At 57.9% G+C, this 14,987-nt stretch carries 11 protein-coding genes; 2 read left to right on the top strand and 9 right to left on the bottom strand.

All coding sequences use genetic code 11. The features are described 5' to 3' along the window. Nucleotides 1-20: 20 nt before the first annotated feature. A complete protein-coding gene (locus LWH94_RS13825) occupies nucleotides 21-1,073 on the top strand; it encodes an efflux RND transporter periplasmic adaptor subunit (protein WP_011784135.1) in 1,053 nt (350 codons plus the stop codon). After that, nucleotides 1,070-4,105 carry an efflux RND transporter permease subunit gene (locus LWH94_RS13820; protein WP_011784134.1) on the top strand — a complete coding sequence of 1,012 codons (3,036 nt, stop codon included), beginning with the start codon at nucleotides 1,070-1,072 and terminating at the stop codon, nucleotides 4,103-4,105. Before LWH94_RS13825 ends, LWH94_RS13820 begins: the two co-directional genes overlap by 4 nt. Nucleotides 4,106-4,220: 115 nt before the next feature. Here LWH94_RS13820 and LWH94_RS13815 read toward each other — a convergent pair whose 3' ends face one another. The 9 genes from LWH94_RS13815 to LWH94_RS13775 all read right to left on the bottom strand — a co-directional run bounded on the left by LWH94_RS13815 (nucleotide 4,221) and on the right by LWH94_RS13775 (nucleotide 14,795). Continuing rightward, entirely contained in the window at nucleotides 4,221-4,988 is a 768-nt protein-coding gene (locus LWH94_RS13815; RefSeq protein WP_011784133.1) for a MipA/OmpV family protein, read from the bottom strand. A 71-nt stretch (nucleotides 4,989-5,059) separates the two neighbouring features. Then, nucleotides 5,060-6,142: an aldo/keto reductase gene (locus tag LWH94_RS13810; protein ID WP_011784132.1), complete on the bottom strand. Its 1,083-nt coding sequence runs from the start codon at nucleotides 6,140-6,142 to the stop codon at nucleotides 5,060-5,062. A gap of 61 nt (nucleotides 6,143-6,203) precedes the next feature. Further along, a complete protein-coding gene (locus LWH94_RS13805; RefSeq protein ID WP_011784131.1) occupies nucleotides 6,204-6,800 on the bottom strand; it encodes a TetR/AcrR family transcriptional regulator in 597 nt (198 codons plus the stop codon). Between the two features lie 138 nt (nucleotides 6,801-6,938). Then, entirely contained in the window at nucleotides 6,939-7,607 is a 669-nt protein-coding gene (locus LWH94_RS13800) for a cupin domain-containing protein (RefSeq protein ID WP_011784130.1), read from the bottom strand. 47 nt (nucleotides 7,608-7,654) lie between these two features. Further along, the gene (locus tag LWH94_RS13795; protein WP_011784129.1) at nucleotides 7,655-8,275 is read right to left on the bottom strand and encodes a glutathione S-transferase family protein; all 621 of its coding nucleotides are present in this window, start codon (nucleotides 8,273-8,275) and stop codon (nucleotides 7,655-7,657) included. Nucleotides 8,276-8,503: 228 nt separating this feature from the next. Then, nucleotides 8,504-8,971: a GbsR/MarR family transcriptional regulator gene (locus LWH94_RS13790; RefSeq protein WP_232902590.1), complete on the bottom strand. Its 468-nt coding sequence runs from the start codon at nucleotides 8,969-8,971 to the stop codon at nucleotides 8,504-8,506. Continuing rightward, nucleotides 8,955-10,388 carry an efflux transporter outer membrane subunit gene (locus LWH94_RS13785; protein WP_011784127.1) on the bottom strand — a complete coding sequence of 478 codons (1,434 nt, stop codon included), beginning with the start codon at nucleotides 10,386-10,388 and terminating at the stop codon, nucleotides 8,955-8,957. The genes LWH94_RS13790 and LWH94_RS13785 overlap by 17 nt, the downstream gene beginning before the upstream one ends. After that, the gene (locus tag LWH94_RS13780; RefSeq protein WP_011784126.1) at nucleotides 10,378-13,545 is read right to left on the bottom strand and encodes an efflux RND transporter permease subunit; all 3,168 of its coding nucleotides are present in this window, start codon (nucleotides 13,543-13,545) and stop codon (nucleotides 10,378-10,380) included. The genes LWH94_RS13785 and LWH94_RS13780 overlap by 11 nt, the downstream gene beginning before the upstream one ends. Then, nucleotides 13,542-14,795, bottom strand: a complete 1,254-nt coding sequence (locus LWH94_RS13775) for an efflux RND transporter periplasmic adaptor subunit (protein ID WP_011784125.1) — start codon at nucleotides 14,793-14,795, stop codon at nucleotides 13,542-13,544. Before LWH94_RS13775 ends, LWH94_RS13780 begins: the two co-directional genes overlap by 4 nt. Nucleotides 14,796-14,987: the final 192 nt, after the last annotated feature.

Genomic DNA, 14,987 nt, shown 5'->3' with positions numbered 1-14,987 from the left:
TGCCGATCGAGACATCTGCCATGCGCTTTCTGCTGACCCTGTTTATCTCGCTGCTCATTCTGTCAGGTTGTCAGCAGTCCGCGGAAACGCCTCCAGAGGCCCGCCCCCCTGTTCCCTGGGTAAAAACAGTGGAATTGAAGGAGGCAGGTCCAACATCTCAGAGGTTTTCAGGAACCCTGCGAGGCCGCCACGAAGTTCCCCAGGCCTTTCAGATCGCCGGCCGGATTCAACAACGTTTCATCGATCCCGGTCAGCGCGTGGAAAAAGGCGACTTACTGTTCAAACTCGATTCACGAGACCTTATCGCAACCGCGGAGGGGGCCGCCGCAGATCTGAGGCGTGCAGAAGCGGCCCTGGCCATTGCCACTAATGAGCTCCAGCGACAGCAGGAACTGGTAGGACGTCAGTTTGTCAGCGAACAAACCCTGCAACGCCTTGAACTGGCGGAGCGTGAAGCACGCAGCCAGGTGGAAACGGCTTCTGCACGAAATCAGCAGGCTCAGAATGCTCTGGGATATGCGGAACTAAAAGCCGCCAATGCAGGCGTGATCACCGAGGTCATCGTTGAGCCCGGCCAGGTTGTGGGTGTCGGTCAAACCCTTGCCGTTCTGGCTGAAGATCAATCCCTGGAAGTCGAGGTCTTTTTACCTCAGGGCAGCAACCCGCCCCGGCAAGGTTATGTTCCTTTACCCAATGGCGAACAGCTTGCGGTGAATCTGAGAGAGATTGCCGGGGCTGCCGACGCCAGAAGCCGGAGCTGGCGTGCCCGATACAGCCTGGAGGGGCCCTACCCTTCGTCTTTAACGCTTGGTTCAGTGGTGAGTGTCCGGCTGATGCAGAAACAAACCACGGCCAGCCATCGTGTACCGCTGGGTGCCCTTGATGAGAGAGGAGAAACGCCGCAGGTCTGGTTGGTCTCCGACGGCATGGTGACCCCCCTTGCGGTCGAGGTTATCGATTTGGGTGAGGAGTATGCGCAGATCCGGGCCAACATCAACGCGACTACGCCGATCGTCGCATTAGGGACACACCTGCTCACGCCTGGCATGGCGGTGCGGGAGCTGGCTCAATGAGCCTGCCTAATCTTTCCGCACTGGCAGTGCGCGAGCGTTCGGTCACCCTCTTTTTTCTTTTGATGTCCGTTGTTGCGGGCTTCTACGCGTTCTCATCCCTTGGTCGGGCGGAAGACCCTGCGTTCACTGTCCGGGCAATGGTGGTTTCTGTGGTTTGGCCAGGAGCAACCCCTGAGGTGCTACGGAATCAGGTGGTGGACCGCCTGGAAAAACGAATACAGGAAGTGGCGTATTTCGACACTGTTGAAACCACCATTCGGCCCGGACAGGCCACCATGCTTATCCGGTTCCAGGATTATACGCCTAGTGAAAAAATGCCCGATCTCTTCTATCAAGTTCGCAAGCGCATGTCCGATGAAAGCCCCAATCTCCCCCGTGGTGTCATCGGCCCCATCGTTAACGATGATTTCTCAGACGTGTATTTCTCCCTGATGGCCCTCACAGCACCGGGAATGCCAATGCGTGAACTGACCCGCGAGGCAGAAGCGATACGAGATCGCCTGCAACGGCTACCCGGCTTGCAAAAGGCACAGATCCTGGCCGAGCGTCCTGAGCGGGTGTATCTCGAGTTTGATCAGGACCGGCTCAACAATCTCGGCTTGTCGGCAGAAGAAGTGTTGCAGGCGATAGAGGCCAACAATCGCCTTGAGCCTCTGGGCTTTGTTGATCTTGCCGGCCCGCGGGTTTATGTCCGCAGCAACATTGACCTGTCTGACCTTGAGCGCCTCGCCTCAGTACCTCTGCGTATCGGAGACCAAGTTATCACCGTGTCTGATCTGGCCGAGGTGCGTTTGGGCTATGAAGATCCGTTGAACTACATCGTCCGTTCCAGCGGTGAGGATGCGATCCTCCTGGGCGTCGTCATGGAGGCGGGCGAAAATGGCCTGGAGTTTGGTGAACGGCTCAGTAAGTTTGTCAGCACTGAACAGGCCAGGCTGCCCCTGGGGATGTCAATACAGACCCTGACCAACCAGGCTGAGGCCATCACTCAGGCCGTTGATCTTTTTCAGGTCAAGTTTCTGGTGGCATTGGTCGTCGTAATGGGCGTCAGTATTCTGGCGATCGGCCTGCGTGCGGGTTTAGTGGTGGGCATTGCGATTCCCGTTACTCTCGGGCTGACCTTTTTATTGATGAAAATAGCGGGCATTAACCTGGACCGCATCACCCTGGGCGCGTTGATTATCGCACTGGGCCTGTTAGTGGACGATGCGATCATCGCCATTGAAATGATGATTGTGAAGATGGAGAGTGGCTGGGACCGGGTACGGGCAGCCAGTCATGCCTGGAGCGTCACAGCCGCGCCCATGCTGTCTGGAACGCTAGTAACAGTGGCCGGTTTTGTCCCCATCGGCTTTGCTCAGTCGGGTGTCGGGGAATACACCGGTAACATCTTCTGGGTGCTGGCTTTTGCGTTGCTGATTTCCTGGGGGGTGGCGGTCACCTTTACGCCTTATCTGGGCGTCAAGCTATTGCCCGATTACATCGGGCATACTGGCCAGGACCTTTATCAAAGCGCTTTTTATCAGCGGTTGCGTGGGGTGATTGCAGCGTGTGTAAGGTACCGGAAAACCGTCGTTTTTCTCACAGTGGGTTTACTGGCTCTCAGTGCTTTCGGTATGGCAGCCCAGGTACAGAAGCAGTTTTTTCCCAGTTCTGATCGCCCCGAGGTTCTGATCAGTGTCTATGCTCCGCAGGGGAGCGCTATTGCCACCACGGATCAAAGCGTCAGACGCCTCGAAGCGATATTGATGGACATGCCGGAGGTTAAAAGCCTGTCCGCTTACATCGGTGCCGGTGCACCCAGATTCTTCGTATCGGCAAACCCCGAGCAGCCGGACCCGGCGTTTGCCAAGTTGATTGCCATCGGGCAGGACGTTGAAGGGCGCGATCACATCATCTCGACGCTGGAGGCCAAAATCGCGGCGGGTGAGTTTCCTGAGGCGAGAGTGCGTGTAACGCGTTTGCTGTACGGCCCGCCGGTGGCCTGGCCGGTCAGTTTTCGAGTGTTGGGTCCGGAACCCGATCAACTCAGAGAGATCGCGCACCAGATTCGGACTCTCATGACCGGGCATCCGAACATCGTCATGCCGCACCTCGAATGGGATGAGCGTGTGCCCACGCTCTATCTTGAGTTGGACCCGGAAAACCTGGGCTGGATGGGCCTGACCCCGGCAGAGGTTGCACGGCAACTCCAGTTCCAGCTTCGCGGCGTGGCCGTTACCGAGTTACGCCAGGGCATAAGGAGCGTTCAACTGGTGGCGCGTAATGCCCGCGGTGAAATCATGATGCCCGAAGATCTTGAAATCAAAACCCGCGACGGCCGCAAACTCTCCGTAAAACAACTGGGGCAGTGGCAGGTTCGTTATGAGGAACCGGTTATAAAGCGTTACAACCGCGCCCCCTTCCTGGCCGTTCAGGCGGATGTGGAAGGCGCCCAGCCACCGGATGTCACCAAAGAGATCTGGAGTACGATGGCAGGCCTGCGTGAACGGTTACCGGACGGTTATCGTATTGAAATTGGCGGTACGGTGGAGCAATCCGCCAAAGCCAACGCCTCCATTCAGACTTTACAACCGGTGATGTTGGCGTTGATGCTGATTTTCATCATGCTTCAGATGCGTTCATTTATCGGCACCTTGACCGTTCTGGCCACCGCGCCATTGGGACTCATTGGCGCTGTGCTGGCTTTGCTGTTGTTTAATCAACCTTTTGGCTTTACCGCGTTGTTGGGGCTCATTGGCCTGGGCGGTATCCTGATGCGAAACACCATGATTCTGACGCAGCAGGTGCAGGACAACTTCACAACTGGGATGGCTGCTCGGGAAGCCGTGGTCGAGGCAGCCGTCCAACGCGCTCGCCCCGTGGTACTCACTGCCCTGGCGGCCGTTCTGGCGTTTGTACCTCTGACCTTTGACCTGTTCTGGGGGCCGCTCGCTTATGTACTTATAGGGGGCGTAGCAGTCGGCACTCTGATCACCCTACTGTTTGTTCCGGCGCTTTACGCACTCTGGTTTCGGTTAAAGGAAAAGTGAGCCAGGTGTTTGAGCTCCGAAGTAATCCTTACATAGCCGACGAAGCCAGAACCGGGAGATTCAGGGGTTACTTGCCCATTCCCGTGACAAGAATTGCCCCGGTCCCCGAAGACATTCAGAATCGGTAACTCATAAAAACACCGGTGTAGGCTTGGGTAGCCTCCCCGATATCACTGACAATCGGGCTATCCTCGGCATCGCCGGTTAATTGTGACACCCCAGCGGTCGCGGTGACCGACCATTGCGCAGACAACGAGTAGGTTAAACTGCCTGTCAGGCCATACCGGGCATAGCCATCAGGGCTATAAGAGGCCAAGCCGGAGCGGGCACTTTCCGTATCGGAAATACCAAACCTATCGTCTGTCCAGTCATCACTGCTGTAGGTCAGGTTCGGCCCCAGGGAGGCAAACCATTGATCGCTGAACTGGTTCCGCCATCGTGCCTTAAGCACCACCTGATAGCCATCGACATCGCCGGTGAAGGGAGATTGGACGGCTGCGCTGTACGACCATGCGTCGTGGTTGTAAGCAACGCGCAAGCCGGCGATCGCGCCGCCATCAATCTTGTCCAGGCGTTCAAGATCCTCGTCATTGTCGCGCCCCGGAATGTAACCAATAAAGGGCGACAGCTTCCAGTTGCCGTGGCGAATCAGGTTCCAGCCAAGACCATCGCGAATGTTAAAGTAGAAACGGTCACCATAGCTCACATTGATCGTCGGCCAGACCCTGGTTTCATAATCGTCGCTGCCAAGGTAGTCCGGAGTATAGAGTACACCCGCACCCAGGCTGGCGTCCCACGCCGAGTTTGCCAGGCCCGGGGTTGAAACAACCAACAGCGTCGTCGATGTGGCCAGTAGCCACGGACGTTTAACTTTTGACAGCATAGACGAGTTTTCCCGTTGTTTGGCTGCGCAGCCAAGGCGCAGCGAAATGTGTGCAGTGGGTCGCTATCGGATTAAGGCTCGGAAGGATTTCGGTACCCGGCCATCATTGCCATCATCCAGCCCGGGTACTCCTCCGGGATACGACTCACCTCGTCCAGAGCTTTACGCTCGTCATCAGACAATCGGATCTGTGCGGCCCGGATATTGGCTTTCAACTGATCTGGTCGCTTGGCACCAACAATAACACTGGATACAGGTTCCTGGTGCAGTAGCCACGCAAGAGCGATCTGGGCCACGGTGACGGGTTCGCCGTCAATCTGCTTTCCGTCAGCCACCTCACGCATGACCTTGATAACCTCTTTGCCCCGCTCGCGGTTAACCGGAGGGAAGTCGAACTTAGTGCGCCGGTTCTCCTCGGATACGTCCGGATCCTCGTATTTGCCGGAAAGGTAACCGCCGGCCAGCGGGCTCCACACCATCAACCCGACCTTTTCCGACGCCAGCATGGGGATCACCTCCCGTTCCAGGTCGCGCCCCACCAGGGTGTAGTACGCCTGCAGAGACGTTACCGGGCACAGGTTGCGGGCCCGGGTGATACCGATGGCCTTCATGACCTGCCAGGCGGCCCAGTTAGACAAGCCCACATAACGCACATGGCCCTGTTGCACCAGGGTGTTCAGTGCCTCCAGGGTTTCTTCGATCGGGGTGGCCGGATCAAAGCCATGGATCTGGTACAGATCAATGTAATCGGTCTGCAATCGCGCCAGGCTCGCCTTGCATTCGCTCATGATGTGGCCACGGGAAGCACCACGGGCATTGGGGCCCTCGCCCATGGGGCCGAGCACCTTGGTGGCCAGCACGACATCTTCCCGGCGAACGCCGAGGTTCTTCAGGGACTGGCCGACGATGCGCTCGCTGGCCCCGAAGCCATAGATGTTGGCGGTATCGATAAAGTTGATTCCCGCCTCCAGAGCGATCTTCACCAGTTCGTCGGCCTGTTCCTGCTGCAACTGGCCGATCAGGCCCCAGATGTCTTCATCACCGCCGAAGGTCATGGTTCCCAGGCAGAGTTCGGAGACGAACAAGCCCGAGTTTCCGAGTGCTGTGTAGCGTAACGGATTGTGATCAAATCTTGGCAGGTTGTGAGGGGTCATGTTGCACCTCCTGATAACAGGTTAATGTCACGACTTTCTGTCGCGTCTCATTCACTGCCATTCAAGCGCCAGTGTTGTTCCCTTCCGAAGCACTTTGGCAGCGAGCCCTTAAAAGTTGTGTAGCCGCATCAAATGGAGCTGGGTCTTGTGCTGTGCGTGCCGCCAGGTGGGCGCCTTCCAGCGTGGCCAGGGTTGCGCAGGCTTCTTGTGAGGGATCAGAAATGGACGAAATTGACCCATCCCTCAGGCCCAGTTCAAAGGTTGCCCTGGTCCAGTCCAGCACCATTGCCCGAACGCTACCCACCCGGTTGACAACCGCCTCGGGCAGGCTTTCGCGACAGATTGAAAAGGCAACGCACAGGCAGACGGTCTGGCCGTCATGCAGGGCACTTCGGTACACAGCGATGAGAGCACTCAGGCGTTCGCCGGCGCTGGAACAGGCCGCCTCTATTTCAACCAGCCGCTCTTTCAGGCTGGTGTGATACCGCTCGATCAAACGCTCCGACAAGTCCGCCTTGGTCGGAAAATGATAATGAATGGAAGCCTTTCTGATGCCAATGGCCTTCGCGAGATCCGCATAGCTGAATCCGTCAAACCCTCTTGATCGGGCGGTGCGCTCTGCGAAGTCTAACAGGGCGGTTCTTGTGTCACGGTTCATAATTAGTCAATGGTTAACGTCGTTCACTCAGGCAGTTGCCGTGTATGGCACCTTGATCAGGGGAAGGTTACGATTCCTTCCCCTGATCAAGCCCTTTTTGGCTCTTTGGCAGCCCAGAAATGTTCAGGCTCCTGCTGGTTACACTTCAGGGGTCCTGACAAACCGAAGGTGCCCTGTCTTCATCCAGATTTTCGCCCCACGGGCTCCGGCCGTTGCGGACAATGCTTCTCCTTCGGGCAGACGCAGCCAAGCATTCCTGCCCAGCACTTCATCGTTTACCGTGACATCGCCGTCCAGGACCAACACCTCGATCCCGCCGGCCGCCTCTGATGTCAAGTTAGCACCGGGCTCAAGCTTGCGGTGAGTGACCGTTTCACGCTCGTCCTCATGCAGGAGCGAGGTGGAAATGCCCTCCACCGGAGCACCCAGTTCCGCTTCCATGTTTTTGCTGAACTGGGTGCGGTCCGCCGGGTCGAACTGCCAGAGCTTGACAAAAATCGTACAGCCCTCGGCAGAGCCTGGTACATGAGAGGTGGTTGGCGGATTCCGCACATAGGTTCCCGCAGGATAATCCCCATGTTCGTCCTGAAACACACCGTCAAGTACGATGAATTCCTCACCACCGTCATGAGTGTGCGCCGAGAACCGGCTGCCTGGCGCATACCGCACAATACTGGTGGCACGGGCCACTTCGCCACCGATACGATCCAGCATTCGCCGCTCCACCCCTTTCATGGGTGAAGGGCGCCACTCAAGCTGGTCAGTATCAATGACCACGGGCTTTGTGAAATCTGCATTGATTTCCATGCTCTGTCCTCCGGTTAATCAGTCCGCCAAGCCAAAAGGCCCGGGCATCAGCCGGTAATCGACGGACGGGCCGCGACCCGGGCACGCCAGGCCAGGAGATGATCCAGGTGACCGGGAATGTCAACCTTGGCGAACTCTGCAAACACCAGTCCGGCATAAGCCGTGATATCCGCAACAGTGAAACGGTCACCAGCAAGAAACTCGTTTTCCGCAAGCACCTCGTTGAGATAGGCCATCGTGGACTGAGCGACCTCTTTCTGCTTATTACCCCAGTCAGGACATTGCCATGTCTCAAGGTCGGGCCCCAGTCCCCGGGTTGCGTGGTGGAAATACGCGCCCACCGCATTCATCAAACCGGATTCGGCACGAATATTCATCATCGCGATAACCGCACGCTCTTTAGGCGAGGCGCCCGTCAGGGAGGGCCCGTCAAACACACCGTCAAGGTACTCAGTGATGGCGTTGCACTGTGCAATGCAGGTGCCGTCATCAAGCTCCAGTACCGGCACGGTGGCATCGGGGTTCTTTGCCCTGAAATCAGTGGTACGGTGTTCACCACCCATGACATCCACCGGGACAAACACCACTTTATCGGTGGCACCTTTCTCGGCAAGGGCAATGCGAACGCGCAGCGGGTTGGGAAAGCCTTCAGTGTCGTAAATTTTCATTGGTTACCTCTGTTGGTCATTAAGCATACGACGTTTAATTTACCTATCAGTAGATAGGTGCGCAAGAGGCAATTTAATTAGTCTGCTTTGCTTTGAGCCGCTGACCAGACATTCCAGATGGCAAAAACCATTCAGGCCTCCTCGCAGTAACACCAGCCAGGGTTGCTCTGACATAGCCCGCGTTTCCTTCAGGCCCGGATTAAATCCAAGGTTAAACCTTTGATGTTATTATTTTTTATGTCCATGGATTTGAGATTTCAGCTGCTTTAGAAGGTCTTTGGAGCTCTCATAATACAGGGTGTAGAACTGATCCAGATCAGCCAGCTTGGCAAGCGTTTGTTCATTGGTAATGGTTGCCTTGGCTTCGGCGATCACCTCCTTTCTGGCCTCGAGCCGTTTTATCTGCCCTTCCACCAAGGCAGCGTAGGGATGGGGACGAATCGCGAAGAAGTCCTGGCGCTCACCCGGCATTGTTCGACGCGCAACAATGCCGAGTCTTTCAAGAAAGCACGTATTCGTACTGACGCTCGCCTTACTGACACGCAACGTATCCACAAGCTGCGATGAGCTGACGGGACCATCCGACACGATCAGTGTCGCCCAAAGTTGCCCAGCGATGCGGGAAAAGCCTTCAGATTGAGCCTGAAGACCGAGGCGCTCAATAAAACGCCTGTCTGATTCAGTCAGTGTTTTCATAATCAGAAGATTGCAATGAATTCTGCCAACCCCCGCCCAGCGCGCGATACAAATTAACCGTCGACTGCAAGTGATCGCGCCGCGTTTCCACGAGATCAAGTTCGGTTGTAAACAGGCTTCGTTCAGCGTCCAGCACCTCCAGGTAACTGGACGCGCCACCCTCAAAGCGCAATCGCGCAAGTTTAGCCGTGCTTCGCAGTGCTGCTACCTGCCGGGCCTGCGCTTCCAGGCGATCTTCGGTACCACGCACCCCGGCCATCGCGTCGAGCACCTCCCGAAACGCCACCTGAATGGCCTGACGATACGCAATCAGGGCCTGGCGTTGACGCGCCTCCGCCTGATTGACTAGTGCCTCGGAACGCCCGAAGTCCAGCAACGGGCCGACTAACGAGCCGCCCAACTGCCACGTGGATGCCGAACCCTGGAACAAGTCGCCACCGGACGCACTTCGCAGGCCCAGCAGCCCCTCGAATGAAATCCTGGGCAGAAACGCCGCCCGGGCAACACCGATTTCGGCGTTGGCCGCGATCAATTCCTGTTCGGCTGCGGCAATGTCGGGTCGCCGAACCATCAGATCTGCTGGTCGGCCTGCAGGGATACTGGCCGGAACATCCATCTCACCAATGGTATTCGCTACGGAAATATCACTACGTACAATCCGTTGTGGATCTCGCCCCAGAAGCACTGCCAAGGCGTTTCGCTGAAGGGAGCGCTGTTGGCGAAGCCTCGGAAGTTCGGATTCAGCGGCCGCAAGCTCGGATTCTGCCTGCCGCAGGGCCAATTCATTAATCTCGCCTCCTTCAAACCGGGCCCGTTGCAGGGCGACCGATTCGCGGCGGGACGACACGGTGCGTTCCGCGATGTCGATCTGACGATCAAGCGCACGCAAATTGAAGTAACCATTGGCCACCTCACCAATCACGGCCAGTCGCACGGCCTCGCGATTCGCTGCACTGGCCAGAAGCCGTGCCCGGGCTGCTTCGCTGGCATTGGCAAGCCGCCCCCAGAGATCCAGCTCGTACGATAGAACACCGCCAACCTGGATATCATTGAAGGGTTGACCACCAGTACTGTTGACGGACTCCTCACTCGGGCCCTGGCGCACCGCGGAGCCCTCCACCTCCAGAAGTGGGTATCGTTCTGCCTGCTGTCCGGTAAGGAGCGCCCTTGCTTCGGCAACCCGGGCAGCGGCGAGCTGCAGATCGTTGTTGGCATCAAGTGCCTCCTCAACAAGCGTGACAAGTGCCGGATCGCCATAGCCACGCCACCAGTCCAGAGGGAGTTTCTCGTCCGCCGAAAGTCGTGCGGACGTCCAGTTTTCCGGCATCGACGGCTCGGGCTTCTTAACAGTCGGCGCGAGTGAGCAGCCACCAAGTGACAACACCATCAAAGTGGTCAGCAATACCTTAACGGTCATCAGCCACACCTCCATTTGCCCGTCCGGGAGCGGCCGCAGCCGAGTCATCCTGGTCTCTGGAGCCACTCAGAAAATCCGTGATACGGCGGACGACCACATAGAACAGTGGAATAAAGAACGTCGCCAGTATCGTTGCCGAAATCATGCCGCCAAGAACCGCCGTTCCTATCGCAATACGGGTGGTTGCACCGGCACCACTGGCGAAAGCAAGCGGCAACACACCCATGCCGAAAGCAACCGATGTCATCAGAATCGGCCTCAAGCGCACTCGCGCCGCTTCCTTGGTTGCCTCGATCAATTTCATTCCCTGATCCTCTAACGAGCGGGCGAACTCCACCAGAAGTATAGCGTTGCGCGCAGTCACACCAACGGTGGTCAGAATGCCAACCTGGAAGAAGACGTCGTTAGGAAGCCCGCGAACCATCGCTGCAAGTACCGCCCCGAGTACGCCCAAGGGCACCGCCAGCATCACGGAAATGGGTATGGTCCAACTTTCGTAGAGCGCGGCGAGCGCCAGAAACACCACCAGTGCCGACAGCGCGTAAAGCAGGGATGCCTGGGCACCGGCCTGGCGCTCCTGATAGGACAGGCCGCTCCAGGCGCCGGCCACACCGTCCGGGAGTTGAGCGATCAAACGTTCGACCTCCGCCATGGCCTCACCGGTACTGTAGCCCGGTGCCGGCTCACCCTGAATCTGACGGGACGGAACACCGTTGAAACGCTCAAGGCGCGGTGAGCCATACTCCCAGCGTCCGTTCGTCACTTCGCTCAACGGGGTCATCTCTCCGTTAGCGGCTCGCAGATACCACGCCTCAAAATCCTCAGGCAGCATCCGGAAAGGGGCATCACCCTGAACATAGACTCGCTTGACCCGCCCCTCATGGAGAAAATCGTTAACGTATTGCGAGCCCCAGGTCACCGACAGAAGTCGACTGATCTCGGACGGCTCTATGCCAAGGGCCTGCGCCTTTTCGTAATCAATGTCCACTTTGTAGCGGGGATTGTCCGCCAAACCGTTGGGGCGCACACTCGTCAGCACGGGGCTTTCGGCCGCCAACTGCAGCAATTGACCTTGCGCTGCCATGAGCGCTTCATGCCCGATGGCACCCCGATCCTGTAAACGCAATTCAAAGCCCAGGGCCTGCCCCAATTCCGGTATCGGTGGCAAATTGAAAGCAAAAGCCCGCCCATCACGCACCAGCCCGGCAAGCGCCCGGTTCGCCCGCTGAATGATCGCGTCGGCGCTTTGCGTCTCGGGATCGCGCTCACTCCATGGCTTGAGATTGACGAACGCCAGTCCCGCGTTCTGCGCCCGGCCAGCGAAGCTGAAACCAGCGATTGTGAAGAGGCCCTGCACCTCATCCTGGTCCATGAAGTAATCTTCGATAACCTGAATCGTATCGATTGTGCGCTGCTGGGTCGCACCGGCGGGCAACTGATACTGCACCACGGCGAACCCCTGGTCTTCCGCGGGCAGGAACCCGCCGGGCAACCGCACAAAGAGAACGGCCACCAGGCCGACGATGCCCAGGAACGCCAGTGTGTAGAGCCAGGCGTGGCGCGCCGTATGGCCAACCAGGCGGACATAGCCCCGGGTCAGTCGCCCCAGGCCTGCCTCAAACCAGCCGAACAGTTTTTGCAGCAAGGTTCTTTCATGCGTGGGCTTGAGGATCCGACCACACAGCATGGGGCTCAGAATCAGAGCCACCAGCACCGAAAGCACCATGGCACCAGCAATACTCAGGGAAAACTGCCGATAGATTGCCCCGGTGGAGCCCGGAAAGAAGGCCATCGGGATAAACACCGCAGACAACACCACGCCGATGCCAATCAGCGCGCTGGCTATCTGCCCCATGGACTTGCGCGTCGCCTCCATCGGGCTCAGGCCGTCCTCATGCATCACACGCTCGACGTTCTCAACCACCACGATGGCGTCATCCACCAGAAGGCCGATCGCCAATACGAGACCGAAGAGAGTGAGCATGTTGATGGAAAAGCCGAAGGCCGCCATGATCGCAAAGGTGCCCAGCAGCACCACCGGGATTGCGATCGCTGGTATCAGGGTAGCCCGCCAACTCTGGAGAAATACCAGCATGACCAGGACCACCAGGGCGATTGCCTCGATGATGGTTGTGACCACCGCGTCGATGGAGGCCTCCACGAAGGGGGCCGTCTGGTAGGGATACCGAATCTCCACCCCTTCCGGAAAATACGGCTCGAGCTCCTGGAGCCGCGCTTTAACAGCCTCTGTGACCGCAAGCGAGTTGGCACCCGGCGCCAGATTGATGCCAAGGCCGGCTGCCGGCTCGCCATCGTAGAAAGTGTCAATCTGGACTGCACCGCCGCCCAGCTCAACGCGGGCAACATCCCCCAGGCGCACCCGGGACCCGTCGGGCATACTCTTGAGCAGGATGTTGCGGAACTCTTCGGTTGAGGTGAGCAAGGTCTGGGCGGTGACCGTGGCATTGAGCTGCTGACCCTCGACCGCGGGCAGCCCGCCGAGCTGGCCGGCGGTGACCTGGGCGTTTTGCGCCTCGATGGCGGCGCTCACGTCGGCGACGGTCAGGCCGTAATTGGTCAACGCCGAAGGGTCCAGCCAAATCCGCATCGCATATTCAGAGCCGAAAACCTGCACGCTGCCGATACCAGTCACCCGTCCAATGGGTTCGGCTAACTCGGAGCTGATAAAATCGGCGATATCCAGCTTGCTGAGGCGACCGTCGGTAGAGACGAATGCCATTACCATCAGAAAACTGGTGCTGGATTTCTCGACGCTGATCCCCTGCTGGCGCACCACTTCCGGGAGTCGGGGTTCCGCCAGTTTGAGCTTGTTCTGCACCTGGACCTGGGCAATGTCCGGATCGGTGCCCGCCGCAAAGGTGAGAGTAACCGTAGCGTGGCCTGAGGAATCCGCTGTCGACCCCATATAGAGCAGATTGTCGAGGCCGGTCATCTCTTGTTCGATGACCTGAACCACAGTATTGGACACGGTGTCCGCCGAGGCGCCAGGATAATCGGCCTGAATCTCCACCGCCGGCGGCGCCACCGACGGGTATCGCTGGACCGGCAAAACGAAGATCGCCATGATGCCCGCCAACATGGCGACAATGGCCAGAACCCAGGAAAAAACGGGCCTGGAAATGAAGAAATTAATCATTGTGCGGGGCCCTCGTCGTCGGAGGCGCTTTTCTGTGAACTATCCTTGCCACTGGCTTGCTGGTTTTGGGTGGGATGTAATGGAACATCTGCCTCAACCGGCTTCACCTTGGCCCCTGGCCGAACCTTTTGCAGACCGGAGACGATAAGGCGATCCCCCGGCTCTAACCCGTTCTCCACCAGCCAGAAAGCGCCAATGGCCCGCTCTGCCTCTAACTGGCGGGCAACAACTTCTCCCTGCGGGTTGACCAGCAACGCCGTGGCCTCGCCTTGCGGATTACGGCTCACGCCCTGCTGCGGCGCCAGAAGGGCGTTCTCCCGCACCCCCTCGCTCAGGCGAACGCGCACGTACATTCCAGGCAGAAGGTCTTCGTCAGGATTGGGGAAAACCGCCCGCACAGTGACCGAACTGGTGCTTTGGTTGACGGTAACATCCGCAACGTCAACGCGTCCCTTATGCGGATAGAGAGTACCGTCATCGCGCAACAAAACAGTCTCGGCTTCATTTAGGCCGGGCTTAGAAGCCGCGCCCTCATTCAGAGACGACCGAATTCGAGCCAGTTTTTCGACCGGTAGCTGAATATCGACATACATGGGATCAAGCTGAACCACGCGCGCCAGGACCTGGGGCTGATTGGCGGTTACCAGTGCACCCTCCGTGTACAGTGTCGGGCCAATGCGCCCGGCGATGGGAGCCTTGACCTCGGTATACGCCAGCTCGATACCCGCCGTTTCGACCATCGCCTCGGATCGGGAGACATCCGCCCGGGCTGCCTCCAAGGCCGATAGCGCTTCATCACGCTGACGCTTGCTGACCGCATTCTTCTCAAACAAGTCTGACGTACGTGCCCACTCCCGCTGAGCCTGTCGCAATTCGGCCTGTGCGCGCTCCAGTTCTGCCTGGGCCCGTTGATGGGCAGCACGGTATCGGTTGGGGTCGATCTGGTAGAGGACCTCACCTGCTTTGACCTGGGCGCCTTGTTCAAACAAGCGCTCCTGCAAAATGCCCGTGACTTGCGGCCTCACTTCCGAGATACGGTAAGCGGCGGTCCTGCCCGGCAGTTCCATTGAAAGGTTCACACGCTGCGGCTGCATTTCAACAACCCCGACTTCCGGAGGCGGCGGCGCTGACCGTTCAGCCTTTGCCTGACCGGAGGAATTGTCACAACCAGCCAGCAAAAGAACCGCCAACCACATTGGCAACATGCGGACCCCAAATAGCCGCACCATCAAACTCTTCTCTGTCTGCATATAACTAACCTCTGAATGGGCAAAAGACTCAAAAACCGTTCAATTCATGCCTTCACTTATAACCACCTGAATCCGTGAGTTCAACCGGCTGAAACTGTATCCAAAGCCTGCAATAACAAAGCCTTGGGCGATATAATAGCACCTGACATCCATTCACCCAGTCAGTGCATTTAGTTCATGCGTACTTTCACT

The organism is Marinobacter sp. G11 (assembly GCF_021282325.1).
Classification (GTDB): Bacteria; Pseudomonadota; Gammaproteobacteria; order Pseudomonadales; family Oleiphilaceae; genus Marinobacter; species Marinobacter vinifirmus.
Note: the sequence above shows the minus strand (reverse complement) of the source record. Positions and strands in the feature narration are given on the sequence as shown.

Excerpts from the sequence above, each read along its gene's own strand:
- LWH94_RS13825 (WP_011784135.1), top strand. The coding sequence starts at position 21 with ATGCGCTTTCTGCTGACCCTGTTTATCTCGCTGCTCATTCTGTCAGGT.
- LWH94_RS13820 (WP_011784134.1), top strand. The coding sequence starts at position 1,070 with ATGAGCCTGCCTAATCTTTCCGCACTGGCAGTGCGCGAGCGTTCGGTC.
- LWH94_RS13815 (WP_011784133.1), bottom strand. The coding sequence starts at position 4,988 with ATGCTGTCAAAAGTTAAACGTCCGTGGCTACTGGCCACATCGACGACG.
- LWH94_RS13810 (WP_011784132.1), bottom strand. The coding sequence starts at position 6,142 with ATGACCCCTCACAACCTGCCAAGATTTGATCACAATCCGTTACGCTAC.
- LWH94_RS13805 (WP_011784131.1), bottom strand. The coding sequence starts at position 6,800 with ATGAACCGTGACACAAGAACCGCCCTGTTAGACTTCGCAGAGCGCACC.
- LWH94_RS13800 (WP_011784130.1), bottom strand. The coding sequence starts at position 7,607 with ATGGAAATCAATGCAGATTTCACAAAGCCCGTGGTCATTGATACTGAC.
- LWH94_RS13795 (WP_011784129.1), bottom strand. The coding sequence starts at position 8,275 with ATGAAAATTTACGACACTGAAGGCTTTCCCAACCCGCTGCGCGTTCGC.
- LWH94_RS13790 (WP_232902590.1), bottom strand. The coding sequence starts at position 8,971 with ATGAAAACACTGACTGAATCAGACAGGCGTTTTATTGAGCGCCTCGGT.
- LWH94_RS13785 (WP_011784127.1), bottom strand. The coding sequence starts at position 10,388 with ATGACCGTTAAGGTATTGCTGACCACTTTGATGGTGTTGTCACTTGGT.
- LWH94_RS13780 (WP_011784126.1), bottom strand. The coding sequence starts at position 13,545 with ATGATTAATTTCTTCATTTCCAGGCCCGTTTTTTCCTGGGTTCTGGCC.
- LWH94_RS13775 (WP_011784125.1), bottom strand. The coding sequence starts at position 14,795 with ATGCAGACAGAGAAGAGTTTGATGGTGCGGCTATTTGGGGTCCGCATG.